Source organism: Aeribacillus sp. FSL W8-0870 (assembly GCF_037963755.1).
Taxonomy (GTDB): domain Bacteria; phylum Bacillota; class Bacilli; order Bacillales; family Aeribacillaceae; genus Aeribacillus; species Aeribacillus composti.
Window position 1 is genome coordinate 3659535 of record NZ_CP150165.1, and the last position, 17066, is coordinate 3676600.

Below are 17066 nucleotides of genomic sequence, written 5' to 3' on the forward strand. Positions count from 1 at the left end.
CATATAAGAAAGGCTGGAATCAATTTCTAAAAAAATATTAATAAGTTTATATTTGAATTCAATTAAGTTGTGGAATGTCCGACAGATCTTCTATCCGAATACTATATTTTTCTTTTATAAACTTCTGTTCCTTCTTTAATAACTTAGGAACTACAATGAATAACAGACTTATCGCTCTACTCATACCAACATAATAAATCCGATGTTCCTCTTCATTTTCTAAATCAGGACTAATTAAAAATTCAGCAGATTCCGAAATTAATAAAACATTTTCAAATTCATCACCTTTTGCTTTGTGAATAGTACGATGATGACTAATATCATCTTTATAATTTATACAAATCGCAATGTGCTTATATAAATTTCTATTATAAAAATCTTTAGCAGCTCCTTTTCTAAATCCAGCCATAAATTTAAAGTATGGTTTTAAAATATTATAAAAATCCATAATAGGTTTATCTTTATAATTACTATAGTTACGTAATAACTCTTGAAGTAATATAATAGAGTTGTTTATTTTTTCTTTATTTGAATAATCACTAAACAACTCTTTCATTTTTTCCAATGCATTTTTATAATCACCAATTCGTGCAAATTCAACGGATTCAACCGAGTTTAAAATTATTTTATATCTCTTTGGATCAGTATCCGCCTCTTTAAATATTGTTAATAAGTTTGTATTCATTCCATCTAAAGTAATCATTGACTTCATCGCATTAGCTGTAAGATTATCCCTAGACAATGTATGAATAATAATATCTTCCCCATATAATTGCTTTATTCTATTAAAAGCATCTATAGGTTTTCCAATAAATAATATAGGTACATCATTATCAATATTTTTATATTTATTTTGTACAATATCCATTCGAACACTATTTAATAAATTAATAATCTGATTTGAACTTCGTCTATTTTCAAGAATTTGATATTGGACCATGTTTTCTAATTGAAAATTATTAAAATCTTTTAGACTTGCCCCTTGAAAGGAATAAATGGACTGTGCAGGATCCCCTATTATGCCAATAATAGTTTCTTCTTCTCCTATTAATTTAATAATTTTTGCTTGAATCGGATTGGTATCTTGAAATTCATCCAAGAAAAAATATGGAAATTTTGATCTTAAAACTTTTAATATAAATGGATACTTTGTAATTAATACATAACTAAAAAATAAAACATCATCATGATCAATTTTTCCATTTGACCAAAATAATTTTTTATAACTTATCAAATCATCTTCTAAAATTTCAGCCACCTTTTTAATTGCGCCTGCTTTTTCGGGATTCCCTACTAACTTTAAATTTTCTTCTGGATCATACCTATATTGCAAATTTTCAAGCCACCTTAGCAAAGAATCGAACTTTTCTTCACGGAGTAATTGCTTCCAAGTATTAGGAGCTACTAAATCATCTACTCGTTTATGACTCTCTAACCATTTTCTTATAATAGAGTATCGGGGACTTATACTTTCATGACCATTAACTTTTTTAAAGTTCACTTCAAATTCATCAGCTATTATAAAAAGATAGGGTTTTACAACATGCCTATATAAAAAACTATGAATAGTAGATACTTCTACTCTGTTAGCTATGCTAGTACCTAACCTTTTCATAATAGTTTCTACAGCAATATTTGTGTATGTGATACATGCTATCTTCCGTGTCTTTTCTAATCTCACTGAATTTTTAACAACATTTTTTATATGGTTAACTAACCAATGTGTTTTTCCTGCACCTGGCCCAGCTATGACTTTAAAATGTTGCTCTATAGGAATTAAATCGCTAGAAGTTATAGTAATCAATTTTCACACACCCATTCTATAGCTTCCTTTATATAATCAGGTACAACAAAATCCACATATTCTTTCGTACCTTTTTTTGTTAAATTTTCTTGCAAAACATGAGCTAATTCCAAAGCATTAACACCTTTGCCCACTGAATTTAAATATCTAGCAGCTATTAATGCTATTTTTTTGTCATTTTCAGCCCATTTCAAATTTGGGTTTTGAAGTGCCTCAATAATTCTATTATTTTCTTCAGATTTACTTATTCGTTCAAACATTTTATTTAGATCTTTACCTTTCTTATACAAATCCATGAGTTCTTTTATTTCTTCTTTATTCGACATTGAATTTGTTATTAAAATTTCAGCAGTAGGGTTAAAACGAATTAAATCATACTCTAAAGTTTTTCCATAAACCTCATCCTGTAAGAAAAATTCAATGTTTGATGAATAGTCTGCTTTTCGTTTATTACATTTATATTCATATTGTGTCGGTTCAATTTGCATTTCAAAAGGGTAGCATTTTTTATAGGAAGTTTTTTCTACTGAAAGATTTTTTCTTTCTGGATCTCTATCTGTAATACATGCAACTTTTCTATTAATTGCATATTTATTTTTAGTATTAAATAAATATAAAAAATGATCGAAGTATCTTCCACCTACATTGATAACTGCTACATGGTTATCTTCTAACAACTTTTCTAAATACTCAGCAAAAACAGACATAAGCAATTGTTCTGCCATTCCTTCTACTAAAATTATTTTTTCTGCAAAGAGCATATTGGATTTTGTAGCATCTAAAAATCTTTCCACATATTTCTTACTATCTTCATTATTTTCAAAAACTCTACCTGGATAACTAACGTGTGTTTCATTTTTAACCTTATATAAACAAATCAATTCATCTAACCTTAATGATCCTGTTATATGAGTGGAATGTGTAGTTATAAATATTTGTCGCACCTTTTTTTGTTTTAAATTTTGTTTTAAAAACTTTAATAGTTGTCCTTGCATCGTAGGATGTAAATGTGCTTCTGGTTCTTCAATAATAAGCATTGGATATACTTTCGCATTGCTTCCTAGATACGTTTCATTCGCATTTACTTGCATTTTTGCCAATAATAAAGACATAAAAATCAAATTATTATAGCCAAGGCCATTATGTGTTATAGGCAATTGAATTCCAGTTTTATTTTCTATAATTAATCGAAGTGCTGAATAAAGTTCAATATCTGTAATGCTGCCTGCAAAATTGGGTACAGTATTATCAAAAGAAGCACCTATATCTTTTGAATACGATAAAATTTGTTTCTTGCCTTCTAGCATCCTTTCATTCAATAAATCCAGTAATAATTTAGCCTTTTCTTCAAATTGCATTTTTTTATTTTTTATTAGTTGTTCTTTTTCACTATCATCTATATTTTTAGACTTAATATCATAGTCCATAAAGAAATCTAAAACATTTTTTAAAAGTGTATTCTTCCCGCTAAACATGTCCCTTTCCACATCTCGAATAGCATCTAAAAACTGATAATCAAATTTCTTTAAATACTCTCCATCTGCTATAATTTGATTTTCTAAATTACCACCATAAATTTTGTATGTATATAGCCTTAAAAAATTTCTATCAATAATTTCCCAAGCCTCTACTTCAGATTTTGCTGAAGATAACATTCTTTTATAATCTTCATGGTGTTTTAATGGCAAGCAAAATTCATAATGTAATTTTGCTTCGTATGGCTCCTCCAATTTAGTCAACCATTGACTTACTATAACCAAATCATCTCCCATTAAATTTTCTTTATCATCTTGACTAAAAGTTACTGAAATATTAATTTTAGGTGGTTGCAATTTTAGTTCTTCAAGTGAAATAGTCTTATTAAAATCATCAATAGATAAATTCTTTTTTTCAGAAGGGTTAAATATTAATGCCATAGCTCTTAATAAATTAGATTTACCTGAATTATTAGAGCCAATAATTACGTTAATTCCTTTGTTAAATTCAATAATATTTGACCTAAAATTTCTATAATTATTTAGTTCTATGCTCGAAATATACATTTCTTAAATCCCCTTTACACGATAATTAATTTGAATATAGTACATTAAAAAATATATGTTCCTCGAAAAAGCCCGTTTCATTGATTTTCAGAAACGAGCTTTTCCAAATATTTATTTTTTTATAAGCAACGCACAACTTATAATGCTCCCATAAGGTGAGACACATGAGCGTGATAAATAAGTTATAATGATACCATGAAAAAAAGAAACCGATATACCGCAGAATTTAAAGCTAAGGTGGTTCTTGAGGTGTTGCGTGAAGAGCAAACCGTCAATGAAATAGCCGCCAAATATGAATTAAGCCCAGTCATGGTCAGTCGTTGGAAAGCAGAATTTCTAGAACGATCCTCGATGGTCTTTGAAAAAGGCTCAAGCGAAGTGGATAAAATCCGTAAAGAATATGAGGCCAAACAAGAAAATTTAGAGAAATTGGTAGGTCAGTTAACGGTTGAAGTTGACTGGCTGAAAAAAAAATCTGGACTCAAATAAGTCTGTTGACGAACGAAAGGCTATGGTCGAATTCAATCACCCATCGATCAGCATCAAGCGTCAGGCACAGTTATTAGGTATTCATCGTACTAGCGTGTATCGCCAATCAAAGGGGCAAACAGAAAGCTCAGAAAACATCATGCTCATGCACGAAATGGATATGCTTTATACAGTTCATCCCTACTTTGGCTACAGGCGCATGACTGCGAAACTTCGTGAGAAAGGATTTGATGTGAATCGTAAACGCGTACGCCGTCTCATGCGCCTTATGGGTATACAAGCTATTTACCCTAAACCCAACATTAGTAAGAGGCTACATGCCAAGTACTGCCGACCTTACCTGCTCCGTGGATTGGAGATCACCCATCCGAACCATGTGTGGGGAGTGGATATCACCTACCTTCGTATGGGACGGGGCTTTATGTATCTGTTTACCATCATCGACTGGTTCAGCCGCAAAGTGATCGATTACGAGTTATCTAGTACGCTGGAGAAAGGATTTGTCATCAACTGTCTTAAGCGGGCATTGCGTCATGGTAAGCCGACCATCATCAATAGTGACCAGGGCAGCCATTTTACAAACGCTGACTATCTCGGGCTGTTGAAAGAGTATGGCATCCAGGTATCAATGGATGGCAAAGGACGAGCAACAGACAATAGTCGTACGGAACGCTTCTTTAGAGCTTTAAAGTATGAATGTATCTATCTCAATGAATTCGATAATCCTAAAGAGTTGCGAAAAGGCATTCGACGCTATGTTACGTTCTATAATACAGACCGACCTCACCAATCCTTGGACTATTTGACGCCAGCAACAGTGTACAAGCAACCTAAGATGGCTCAAGCATCCTAACCATCGAACGTGATGAGAGGCTTTATATGGAGAGACGGGCATGATAGGCTGTTTTAGCCATGCGATGTTATCTGTCCATCGCTCCAGCGCAAAAAATCGTGCCCGTAGAGGCTCCATGTCAAGCCTTTATCGCACACGCACCACATTCATAGCGAAAGGAGAGAATGGATAACTTAAATATTATCAATTTGTGTCTTGACAAAGGGGTGCATTACAACTCTCCACATGCCTTGAGTGGTAATCGCAAACAATTTTGATGTAGGAGTGTTTGCCTTTAACTATCAGCATGGCTTATCTTTTTAAGCCATTTTCCCTTCTTATTTTCTCTATAAAATTATCAGTAACCCACTCATTTAGTATTTTATCGAAACTAGCAATATAAATTTGATTATTGCTTTTCATTTCATTAAGTTGTTTTTCAATCATAGGAAGTAATTTTTCAAGCGCTAAATCTAACTCCTCTACACTCTCAAGGCCTTCCAACTTAAAAAATATTTCATTATTGTTAATACGTGTTACGATACTTATAGTTCGGTCGCGTTCTTCAACTTTCTTAGATGTCACTTTATAAAATTTTTTACCTTTTGTTTTTAAAACAACATATTTAACCATTGTTTTAAATCCATCCCACACCACACTCGCACCTAAAGATACAAGGAGACCGCTACTAATTACAAAGTCAATAAAAATAGTTATTACTGGATTTAACTCATCAATATTTGCAGTAATTCTTCTTCCCTTATCAATGACCTTAAAATTCACTCCTTCTATATCTAAAAAACTTTTTAATTCTTTAATTTCTTCATTATTAAAGATACTATCAATATACATAAGACCTACCCTCATATACATTCTCCTAACAAATGATTAGGTTGATACTTTAATTGCTTTGGATTTTAATTTAATTTTTCTAGACTTCAAAATTTTTGTTTATTAATACCTTCTCTCTATATAGAAAGACAGACAATGAAGAATTGCCACAGTTAGAAATTAATCAGTTAATCACAAAAATCATTCATAGAGATAAACAGGGTAATAAGAAATATAACGTGCAAAACTTCAGACGCTACAATTATAATCGTACTAAGGCAACTTCGTAATACTTTCTCTATCAACTCTTTGGACAATCTCACCGTTATTCTATACAGTTTTCCTCTTAATTTTGGCCATATTCTCTGCTTTTTTGCAAGTTTTACCGAGGACTTTTTAATTAGCTTGTAACATAAAAATAAAGAATACTTAAATCCTTTGATATCAAGGGATTCTTAATATAAAAATTCGGTAAAGCAAGCATCAAAGAATACCTCGATGCTTATTTTACCGAAAATAATATTTTTTTCTGCTCACTTTACCTAATTGTTTTTAAAGGAGCCTCCCAATCATTTAAATAGCTTAACCAATCTGCGTAATTCTTTTGACCTCTGATAAAAATTCATCCGCTTTATTTATACAATCTTTGCTTTCTGGTTCATCTATTTTTGCAATATTATAATCTGCTATCCATCTTTTTTGTTTAACATATCTAAATGAATTTAAATAACTTTGCGATATTATACCATTATTTACCAAAGTTATTAATTTATTCTCTAATTGTTTATGATTTTCTTTAACGTTCAAAACACTTGGCTCCCAGTCAGAAAGCATTTTTTCTTTTTCTAATAATGCTTTCAATGAATGCATCATTGAATAATAAGATCTATTAACAGACTGATTATACAACTGTTCTCCATGTAAGGTTTGAGCAGCCTTCAAGTCATCAGCAGCTGATTGTATTTCCATTATATAATTTACTACTGGTTTAATTAGTGTTTTTTCTAATTGTAGTGTTTGTGCATCTACGTTTTTATGGAAAGTCTCTGCACCATTAATAATTGCATTTTTGATCATATCCTTATCATTCATAGATAGCTCGTTATTTTCCAATACAGCAAGTATTATTTCTATTAATTCATCAACTTGTAAACCTTTCATATTAAAAAAACTATCATATATAGGTATGTACTTAACTTTTTCCCCAGCTTTTTTGGTTTTCCAAATTCCATACACAAAAGCTATACGTTTTGAAAATTCACTGTTAAAAAATTCATAAAACGAGTTATATAAATGTCTGTTATCTCCATAGAGAAAGCTGACAAGCGTAAAAAGAAAAGCACTTCTAAAAGAATTTAATAGTGATTGATTTTCTTCGTTAAAGTCTGTCTTCCAAGGACCCAAATAAATCTGAATATCTCCAAAATCATATTGTCTTATAATATTGGTGTATAAATCTTTTAAAATATCAAGTACAATGCATTCCCAAGTTTCCTTTTTAATATAAGGAACATAATCCTCAATAAGTTGTAATTCTGTAATACCATTATTATTGATCATTTCTACGCCAAAGTTTGTCAAAAAATCCATAGTTTTACTTTCACTATTAATATCTGGCTTTTTTATATTGTTAAGGAAGAACTTGAACATGGTTTCAAATTCTTTATCACTAAATTTTTCCTTATTCGCATATTTTATAAGAAGGTTTATTTCATTTTTATCTTTAATATTTTCTAGATATAATGAATTAACGCTTCTAGGTAAATGATAAACTTTTGTGTATTCACCATTAATGTCTTTTTCTTGAATACTCATTATCACAGGAAAAATTGATGAATTAATCAATATTTTAGTCCCCATTTAAACCCTCCCTCTCCTATTAATTTGTGATATTGATTAAAAAAATATTGGTACCGTCAAGAATTTTGTGTAATGCAAGATGGGTATCTCTGAAATAGATTTGGAATGGATAGTGGACTCGTTTCCTCCACACATAAGACTGAATATTCAGTACCCTTTGTAGAAAAGGAGAATCCCCTTATCATATACATTTACATTATTTGGTTAATTGTAACGTTCTTCAAACATGCGTTGGAGGGCTTCCTGCGCTTCGGCAAATCCTCACAACTTTCGTCCTGCCCTTTCTCATTAAAGTCCTAGATGGTTAATACACGACTTTTTCTGCAGACTCTAAACTGCTTAAACTGTTCATCGGCTTTAGACGTTTCCGAATCTCCTTGATCGTTCGTTCGATAGTATTGGTTGTGTAAATCACATTTCGAATACAGCTTGGATCATCCATAAATGTAAGGAGAACATCCAACTCATTGGCCCAAGATTGAACTTCTCTTGGATATTTGCCGGACCATTTCGACTCAATATGGGCTATCTACACAACATTTATACTCGTTTCGTTCTATATGTATAAGAAATATAAGGCATCTTCAAGACGTTTCCAGCCTCAAAGATGCCTTAACACCGAAGAAAAACAAAATATATTGAAACGTTAGCAACAACCCCAACGGCTAACCAGATATCACAAAGAACGCTTTTGCTACGCCCCCACAATATCTTCCGAATTCCGGTTAATCTCATCGATAATACTAATAATCTTCCGCGCGTCATCCATGTTGTCTTTAAAGAGTTCAACAATGCTGCCGATGGTTTTAAACGGTTCTTCCTGCAGCACCCGCTTGTCCATGACTCCGTTTTTCACAAAGTAATCGACGATCAATTTGACAAAACGGCTTTGTTGGATGTTCAATAGTTCGCTTGATAAAAATTCGGAAAACGCTTCGTTGGCGGCCTGTGGGTCAAGGCCGACGATTTGGCGGACAAGTTTTGTAATCGGTGTGTCTCCGAATTCTCTTTTATAATCTTCCTGTGTGCCAAGCTCATTCCAAAGAATATGCTCCAACGTTTTTAAGTCTTGGACTGTTAGCTTTTTATTATTTCGCAGCTTATAAATGGCCATCTGGTCGCGGTGTTCGTGCAGATAATGTTCCACCTTTTTCCGATAATTTTTCAGATCATTGACAGTAAACATCGGACCGTTTTCTTTGACCTCTAAAACTTGGTCTTTAAAGTTCGTATAGTAAATTTTTTGCGTTTCTTTTTCAAGGAATTTAACTAAGTCACGCAACGCTTCGCGAACAGCTTCCAATTCGAAAATATCGGCTTCGCTCCAAAACTCTTCCGTTTGCACCTTTTCGATGATGTATTTTTGCTCCATCACTTGAGGAATCGAACCGAGTTTCGACAATGCCTCTGCAGTACGAATCACACTCCGAATCGGCCTCGTCGCATTTTTCGTTTGCAGTTTTGCCAACTCAATCGTGTACATAAGCAAATCAAAACGTTTCGCCAATTCATCATCGTTTAGCGGAACAATCAGCGGCGAAATATGTTCTTTGATTTCATTAACATCTATCGCTGTTAAGGAGTCCCATTTAGTCCGGTTTTTAAACTTGTGTACGTATTGAATATGTTGGCGTACGAGGAAGTTTTCTTCGTTTAACTTATTGATTTCCGCTAGCACCTCGTCAATCAATTCATTGCGATAGGCAATATACTCTTCTTCTTGGTATTGTAAATGCTGCAGTTCTTTAATGATTTCGATTTTGGCATTAAATAGACGCTCCGTTAAGCTTTCCACCGCTTTTCCTTCGATTCCTTTCGGATTTTCCCGGAAAAACTCAAAGTTGCCGCAATAGTCAAAAATAAGGAAATGCGTTTTATCTTGTCCGACTCCGAATAAGTCTTTGCATAAACGGGTTCCGCGTCCAATCATTTGCCAAAACTTTGATTTGGAGCGTACCTTTTTAAAGAACACAAGGTTGACGACTTCCGGAATATCCACTCCAGTATCGAGCATATCGACCGATACCGCAATTTGCGGCAATTTGTTACGGTCGGAAAAATCATCGATTAATGTTTGGTAGTAGTTCACGCTGTAATCAATGACTCGTGCAAAGCCGCCCTTGTATTCAGGGAACAATTGATCAAAGCGCTCCACAATCCGTTCCGCATGACGATGATTTTTCGCAAAAATAATCGTTTTGCCGAGTTTGTCTCCGCCTTCGACGCGAATTCCTTTTTCCATTAAATCTCTGAGTACCGTATCAATCGTATCGTCATTAAACAACCATTCGTTTAACGCTGCACTGTCAATATCCTCGCCTACTTCATCATCAAATGTTTCTTCATATCGTTCTTTTTCTTCATCAGATAACTCATCGTAATGAATGCCCTCTTCAAGAAATTTAAGCTTTGTTTCAATGGTACGATAATCCACTAAATATCCATCTTGAACTGCTTGATCTAACTCATAGGCATAGGTCGGCACACCGTTTTCCAGATCAAACACTTCATACGTATTGCGGTCAATTTCGTCCTTTGGTGTGGCGGTAAGCCCAAGCAATATTGCGTCAAAATAGTCAAAAATTGCTCGGTACTTCTTATAAATACTGCGGTGGGATTCATCGACGATAATTAAATCAAAATGCCCGACGGTAAAGAGGCGTTTGCCGTCTTTTCGTTTCGCTTCGTCAATCGCGTTCATCATTGTCGGGTACGTCGAAAACACCATGCGGCTTTCCTCTGGATTATCTTTGTTATCGAGCAAATTACAAAGTGTCAAGTTCGGCAACAAATGGCTAAAGCTGTTTTTGGCTTGCGTTACCAGAGTTTTGCGGTCCGCTAAAAACAAAATATTTTTTACCCAATTATGACGGGTAAGAACATCGACAATCGAAATCGCCGTCCGGGTTTTGCCGCTCCCCGTCGCCATGACAAGCAACGCTTTGCGCCGTTTGTTCTCAAGCGCGTCACATACGGCTAAAACCGCTTCTTTTTGGTAATAGCGATTCGTTATGTTGTCATTGATTTGCACATTTTTTAGCGGCTTCTTCATCGTCCGACGATCAATAAGCAAGCTTAATTCTTCCTTATTGTAAAAGCCGGAAACTCTCCGCGCCGGATAGTTAAGGTCGTCCCAAATATACGTTTCAAAACCGTTTGTGTAAAAAATAATCGGACGTTGGCCATGCATTTTCTCAATGCAGTCGGCGTATAGCTTGGCTTGTTGCTTTCCTTTGTTCGGGTCAGCGGTTGTCCGTTTCGCTTCGATGACCGCCAGCGGCTTTCCGTTATCGCCAAAAAGAACGTAATCGACATAGCCGACTCCTTCCTCATTCGGCATGCCAACGACAGGGTATTCCACAATAACGTCCTTTTTAAATTCCCAACCCGCCAGCTTCAAATCTAAATCAATATATTTCTTTCTTGTTTCCCATTCGCTTAGTTCATCGACTTGGAAGTGATATTCTTTTGTATTCGCTTCCCGTTTGGCGGTGAGAAGAGCGCGAAGCTGTTCGTTTTCTTTCATCATCTCTTCAAGACGCTTGTCTTTGGAACTTAGCCGTTCGTATAAATCTTTCAATTCTTCCGGACGCTCGCGCTTTTCCTCTCCGATTGGCAGCAATGATTCGTCAAAGTCCGTAGCCGTATATTCATCCGAATAACAATAATCAATCCAAGAGACGAACTGATGAAGATTATGCAGGGAAAGAATCGCTTCTTCCCTCGTAATCATCGAGTTCGTATGAACCGCGACATTTCCCAGTTTGACAATGTAACGCAACAACGGCAACAAGTCTTCATCAATAATGGACAAAAAGACGTTGTCATGAATCAAACTGGAAAGATTATCTTGATACGGAACTTTCAAAGCGCTGTCAAAGCTGTACACCCACTTAACGGCAAGCTCCAGCGCACGGCGCGTCAAAATCGCGCACGTCGCCGGACTCACAACCAAACTTTTCTCCGCCTCTAAACAAGCATTTGTAAAGCTCTCATAATGAGGTTTTCCTATTAAAAAATGAAAGTTGGATAACAACAAATCCCCCTCCCTCGACCAAACCAACATGAATTTCCTTCACATTTATTAATCGTTGAATAGTTCTCCCTTAAATACACGTTGCATGAGGGAATTGAAGTTATTTTCGAGTTCTTCTAAACTTTTCTGCAATAATTCTTTTTGAATTTCAATTTTTTTAATAATTTCAGCAAATTGATTTTGTAATTCAATAGGAGGAACAACTACCTCAATATTGTTAATTTTTTTTAATGTTAGTCTCTTAATTGCTCCACCGTTCATACCACTTGTTATTTTTCTGAAAACTCTCTCGTTATTAAGAAAATGGGTTAAATAGTAATTATTCAATTTATTAAAATCGACTTTAATAAGTGCCAAACTAGATAGCATACTAAATTCGAAATCATAATGATTTATTGCAGCAATGCCTGTTGTAGCTCCATCTTTTATATATAGAACGTCCCCTTTCTCTGGGTTACATCTTTCATAAATTTTTTGATGATCTTCTAGCGAGACGTAAGTAGGGTCTTTGAAGAAATCTAGGCCTCCCTTGTTCAAGTGTTTAGCAGTAATGTACGGGATACCTTCTTTTACAGTAGGTGGCGAGTGATGAGTACCATCCGTTATTTTAATACACAAATTAGCTAACTTTTCTTTCTTGTATTGATTTGTATTTTTGATTGGATCCCCAAACATCTCCAAAAACACACTTTGCGTTAACTGGTCCAACGCTTCAATTTGGGCTTTTCGTTTGTCGATGAGTTCTTGGGCTTTGTCTAGTACTTTAGCTATTTTTTTCTGTGTTACTAAATCTGGAATAGGGACAAGAATATTATCAAAGTATTTTTTAGTAATGTGTTTCATGGTAGAACCATGTAAATATTTTAATGCTCTTTCTAAAGACCTTTGTACTATATATTTAAAATAACTTTTATCAATATCCTCTTTGTCGAAAATAACTTTGAAGATATGTTGATTTAGTACTGCTTTCTCTCCCAACCATTCAAATACACCTAGACTAGCGGACCAAGATATGAGTATATCTCCTTTATTTACAATATATTTATCATCAATTTCCCCTTGATAATAGTTAAATGGGCTATCTGGGTTTGTCAAGTTTTGAATTCTTATTATAGGCAAACCTTTGTTTTTCCAGTCAGTAGGCTTAAAAGCATAACCATTAACATAAGTGGCTATGTCACCAAGTCTCTTTAAAGTTACTGTCATAAGACCCCTACCCTCTAATCATTTGTTTCAACTCTTGTAATCCTTGCATAATCTCTTTTTCCAACGTTTCCACTCTTTCAAGTATCACACTTGGCGCTTCATACTGTACTTCTTCATACTCAATTTCTTTATATTTGTTAATCGAAAGGTCATAGTCATTTTCCCGGATTTCTTCCACCGGCACGAAGAACGACTGCTCCGTACGTTTCCGGTCTTTTTCCGCTTCACGGTTATGGAAGCGCGCAATGATGTCCGGAATGTCATTTTCCTCAATCGGGGTACGCTTGTCATCCAACGAGTAGCCATCGGCTTTCATGTCATAGAACCATACTTGATCCGTTCCGCCTACGCCTGTTTTCGTAAAAATCATAACCGCTGTTGAAACGCCGGCGTATGGTTTAAATACGCCGCTTGGCATGGAAATAATCGCTTCTAATTTATGATTTTCCACAATTTCTTTGCGGATGTCTTTATGCGCCTTCGAGCTGCCGAACAATACCCCATCTGGCACGATGCACGCACAGCGTCCGCCCGTTTTTAAGATGCGTAAGAATAACGCCAAGAATAAAAGCTCTGTTTTCTTTGTTTTTGCAATTTTTAATAGGTCACTAGAAACGGCTTCGTAATCCAAGGAGCCTTTAAACGGCGGATTGGCAAGGACAAGGGTGTATTTGTCCTTATCTTTGTTTTGTTCCGATAAAGAGTCGCGATATTCGATATTTGGATTTTCAATGCCATGGAGCATCATGTTCATCGCACCGATGCGCAACATCGTGCGGTCCATATCAAAACCGTAGAACATATGGTTATTAAAATGCTCTTTTAAACTTTGCACCAAAAATAAGTCGCTGCGATGTTTGCGCAAATATTCGCCCGCTGCGACTAAAAACCCTGCGGAACCGGCGGCCGGATCAACAATAATATCTTCCGGTGTTGGTTTGACTAACTCTACCATCATCTTGATAATATGACGCGGCGTGCGGAATTGCCCGTTCGTACCTGCTGTCGCGATTTTGGATAGCAAATATTCATATAAATCCCCTTGTAAATCGCGGTCCTTCATTGGGAGCTTATCAATGCCGTCCACAATTTTGGAAAGCATTTGCGGCATAGGAATCATAAAAATCGCATCGCTCATATACTTGGCATATGCGGAATTTTTATTGCCATGCAAGCTTTTAATAAAAGGAAATACTTCCTCAGATACAATTTCATACATTTGGGAAGCTTCTAGATTTTTAAACTTGCTCCAACGCAAGTGTTGTTTATCTTCAGGAAAGATTCGTTCAAACTCAATTCCTAATAAAGCAGCCTCTTGTTCTCTTTGGGTTTCAGCTTCATCGAGTCCTTTAATAAATAAGAGGTATGTAAATTGTTCAATGACCGTCAGCGGGTTCGTAATTCCGCCCGTCCAAAACGTTTCCCATATTTTATCGACTTTGTTCTTTAATTCTCCAGTAATCATATAGCAGCCTCCTTATTATTTCCGAATTTAATTATACATTGTTCTATCAGCATTAAAAACTCCAATATAATGAAATTAAACCTGCTGTCAAAATTAAGTTCGTCATTGTGTAAAAAAGAAAATAGAAAAAGAGCCATGTTGTTCCCTCTTTGTATAGAATAAACAGCAAACATAAAGAGGAAAGTAACAGTGGCTCTATGTCATATTACTATAAATTGTTAATTTTGGTATGAGTTATGACCAGAGATGAGGGATTAACCAATTCGCCGGAACCAGTCCTGAATCAAATTCTCGAGGCGCAAGTAGAAGAGCAGCTAGAGACGCACCTTATGAACACATAGAAGAACGAAAAGGCGATTGAAACTTCGTATCCACGTCAGTTGACGACCCGAGTAAGACGTTGACCTCGTACATCTTTCCACTCACAAGAGATGGAGAGCTCTCCACCGCCACACCAAAGTATATACAGGATGCTTTGCTTGAGGGAGATTCGCGGGATTCTTCATGCTCCAAACATGCAAACGGACCAGCTGGCTGTTGGAATTAAATAAAAGGAATTTTAATAATATTAGGATTTGATTAAAAAAATAGATTATGAACATACAATACTCAGGATGCTTAATTAACTTTTTTACTTCTGTCGATTTACCAGTGCCACTTTACTTAATTAGCAACTTTCTTTTAAATATCTTTTTTCTTTTAAAGCACTCATTATAACTTCAATAACTGCTTTCATTACTTCAAAAGTTGCCTTTTCAATTTCTGAATATGTGTTTTCATCAAACCCTTCTTTATCACGACCATGTGCAATTCCATTACGCCTATTCAATAACATTGAAATTTGGCCTTCATATTCTTTAAAAGCATCATATGGCAAACCCAATCTAAATAATATCTTTTTTAAAACAACAGGCCAAAGATTAGATTCTGTATCTACAACCGTATCAGGTATAGTTACCGGCTTATCTAAAAAAGAATGCATATTAGAAATAAAATCCACTTGACGGGCATAAGAATGTAATTTTGTATCGTCAGGTAATTTATTTCCAAAAATTTTCCTATAAATTTCAGGCTTTCTACTAGCATCCTCATAAGCTTGAAATTCTTCTGCAAAAGAACATGCAACTATATAATCATTAGCTGCTTTGCGTAGGACTTTCGCTTTATTGATAGCATCTACATAAATTAGAAAAGCTGTTCTGCAAAACCCTTCATAATGTGAATAAAGCATAACAACTAATGCTTTTCTATATCTTTTTTTATCTTCATCATCTTCTATATAAGCAAGCTGATTACGTAATAATCTAATCTCATTACTTCTCCATGTCATTTCCTCTTCAAGTTGAGAACGGATATCAATTAAATCAATTTCTCTCATTTATTAGTGCACCTACCCGATCCTCAACAAACTTAATTCTTTGCGCTAATTGATTAGGGGTATTTTTACCTCCTCCTGTTGTTAATGCTTTAAAATTACTATCATTTTTTATTTCAATAAATTCATTTTTTAATTTTTCGATAAATTCATTATCATAATTAATTTGGTCTAAATATTTTTGTATTCCTAAAGTAAAAGCTTCAAAATGATAAGGAGAAAAAGAAGATATAAATTTTCCATTGTTATTCGTTCTAGAAAAAACATATTCTCCCAAAGTTAAATTAAGTACTTTAAAAGTTTTATTAAAAATTTCTCTTTCCTTATCATAGTCAAATTCTATATGTCCCTCTTCGCCTTTCTTATAAGAGACCCCTTCCATATAATCCGTCATAAAGGATCCGACATCATGTCGATATTTATGGCGATAATTTTTAAAGGCAAAAAATCGTAACACTAATTCTTCATCATATTTTTGATCTTTCTTTTCATCAGATAAATTGGATATACAATTTACAAAATCTTCATTTTTGCTTAATTCAATAATAAACTCATTAAATTTATCGTCTAACAACCTAATAGTACAATTTCTTATTTCTTGTTCACTTAAAAGTTCCCCACCTGTATTTAACCTTTTAAACATATAATAGCGTAATCTCTGGTCACTTTCTCTTCTAATAATTTCAACACGTACAAAATTCCTTTTTAGTTTTATTTGAAGTGGCTTTGGCAAATCATTATATGTGTAGCCATCTAATTGATTAACTATATCGCACCCAGTTAATGTTAAATATTGGTTTTTCTTAGTTTTTAATGAACCTCGAAAATGTAAATAAGAAGATATCCTTTGTAAACCATCTATTAGTTCATATACTCCTTCTTCTCTCTCAATTACATATATTGGTGGGATAGGCATTTCTAAAATTAGAGATTCTATAAAGCGAGATTGTTTTTCTTCAGACCAACGGAATAATCTCTGATAATCAGGGTCTATTATAAGTTCACCATTTTCGTACATGTCTAACAACTCATTAAATGACAAATCTAAACTTCTCGTTCTGACTTTTTTTATCTTAGAATCAACAATTTCTATAAGTTCATTATCTGTAATTCGAGATTTTTCCAC

10 protein-coding genes and 1 pseudogene are annotated in these 17066 nt (G+C 34.4%); 1 reads left to right on the plus strand and 10 read right to left on the minus strand.

Going from position 1 to position 17066, the window contains the following annotated elements; genetic code table 11:
* Positions 1 to 58: 58 nt before the first annotated feature.
* Positions 59 to 1804, minus strand: a complete 1746-nt coding sequence (locus tag NSU02_RS17695; protein ID WP_339193427.1) for an ATP-dependent helicase — start codon at positions 1802 to 1804, stop codon at positions 59 to 61.
* Entirely contained in the window at positions 1801 to 3846 is a 2046-nt protein-coding gene (locus NSU02_RS17700) for an AAA family ATPase (protein ID WP_339193428.1), read from the minus strand. The genes NSU02_RS17695 and NSU02_RS17700 overlap by 4 nt, the downstream gene beginning before the upstream one ends.
* A gap of 195 nt (positions 3847 to 4041) precedes the next feature.
* On the opposite strand from NSU02_RS17700, the gene NSU02_RS17705 reads away from it, so the two are divergent.
* A protein-coding gene (locus NSU02_RS17705; RefSeq protein WP_339193430.1) for an IS3 family transposase occupies positions 4042 to 5188 on the plus strand; the annotation gives its coding sequence in 2 pieces (ribosomal slippage) (positions 4042 to 4311 and positions 4313 to 5188; 1146 coding nt in all).
* A gap of 291 nt (positions 5189 to 5479) precedes the next feature.
* Here the strand turns inward: NSU02_RS17705 and NSU02_RS17710 are convergent.
* The 8 genes and pseudogenes from NSU02_RS17710 to NSU02_RS17745 all read right to left on the minus strand — a co-directional run bounded on the left by NSU02_RS17710 (position 5480) and on the right by NSU02_RS17745 (position 17066).
* Positions 5480 to 6034, minus strand: a complete 555-nt coding sequence (locus tag NSU02_RS17710; RefSeq protein WP_339193432.1) for a hypothetical protein — start codon at positions 6032 to 6034, stop codon at positions 5480 to 5482.
* 546 nt (positions 6035 to 6580) lie between these two features.
* Positions 6581 to 7858, minus strand: a complete 1278-nt coding sequence (locus tag NSU02_RS17715; protein ID WP_339193434.1) for a HEPN domain-containing protein — start codon at positions 7856 to 7858, stop codon at positions 6581 to 6583.
* A gap of 261 nt (positions 7859 to 8119) precedes the next feature.
* Positions 8120 to 8375: pseudogene (locus NSU02_RS17720) on the minus strand (transposase); the annotation flags it as partial.
* Between the two features lie 177 nt (positions 8376 to 8552).
* On the minus strand, positions 8553 to 11894 hold the full coding sequence (locus NSU02_RS17725; protein ID WP_339193436.1) for a DEAD/DEAH box helicase family protein: 3342 nt from the start codon (positions 11892 to 11894) through the stop codon (positions 8553 to 8555).
* Positions 11895 to 11942: 48 nt separating this feature from the next.
* Positions 11943 to 13100 (minus strand): restriction endonuclease subunit S, encoded by a 1158-nt coding sequence (locus NSU02_RS17730; protein WP_339193437.1) that lies wholly within the window; start codon positions 13098 to 13100, stop codon positions 11943 to 11945.
* Between the two features lie 7 nt (positions 13101 to 13107).
* Positions 13108 to 14565, minus strand: coding sequence for a class I SAM-dependent DNA methyltransferase (locus NSU02_RS17735; RefSeq protein WP_339193439.1), 1458 nt, complete (start codon positions 14563 to 14565; stop codon positions 13108 to 13110).
* 667 nt (positions 14566 to 15232) lie between these two features.
* Positions 15233 to 15943: an MAE_28990/MAE_18760 family HEPN-like nuclease gene (locus NSU02_RS17740; protein WP_339193441.1), complete on the minus strand. Its 711-nt coding sequence runs from the start codon at positions 15941 to 15943 to the stop codon at positions 15233 to 15235.
* Positions 15930 to 17066, minus strand: a complete 1137-nt coding sequence (locus NSU02_RS17745) for a DUF262 domain-containing protein (protein ID WP_339193443.1) — start codon at positions 17064 to 17066, stop codon at positions 15930 to 15932. The genes NSU02_RS17740 and NSU02_RS17745 overlap by 14 nt, the downstream gene beginning before the upstream one ends.

What these genes read in the sequence shown, in the direction of transcription:
- NSU02_RS17735 (WP_339193439.1), bottom strand. Translation starts at nt 14,565, where the DNA reads ATGATTACTGGAGAATTAAAGAACAAAGTCGATAAAATATGGGAAACG.
- NSU02_RS17740 (WP_339193441.1), bottom strand. Translation starts at nt 15,943, where the DNA reads ATGAGAGAAATTGATTTAATTGATATCCGTTCTCAACTTGAAGAGGAA.
- NSU02_RS17700 (WP_339193428.1), bottom strand. Translation starts at nt 3,846, where the DNA reads ATGTATATTTCGAGCATAGAACTAAATAATTATAGAAATTTTAGGTCA.
- NSU02_RS17710 (WP_339193432.1), bottom strand. Translation starts at nt 6,034, where the DNA reads ATGAGGGTAGGTCTTATGTATATTGATAGTATCTTTAATAATGAAGAA.
- NSU02_RS17715 (WP_339193434.1), bottom strand. Translation starts at nt 7,858, where the DNA reads ATGGGGACTAAAATATTGATTAATTCATCAATTTTTCCTGTGATAATG.
- NSU02_RS17730 (WP_339193437.1), bottom strand. Translation starts at nt 13,100, where the DNA reads ATGACAGTAACTTTAAAGAGACTTGGTGACATAGCCACTTATGTTAAT.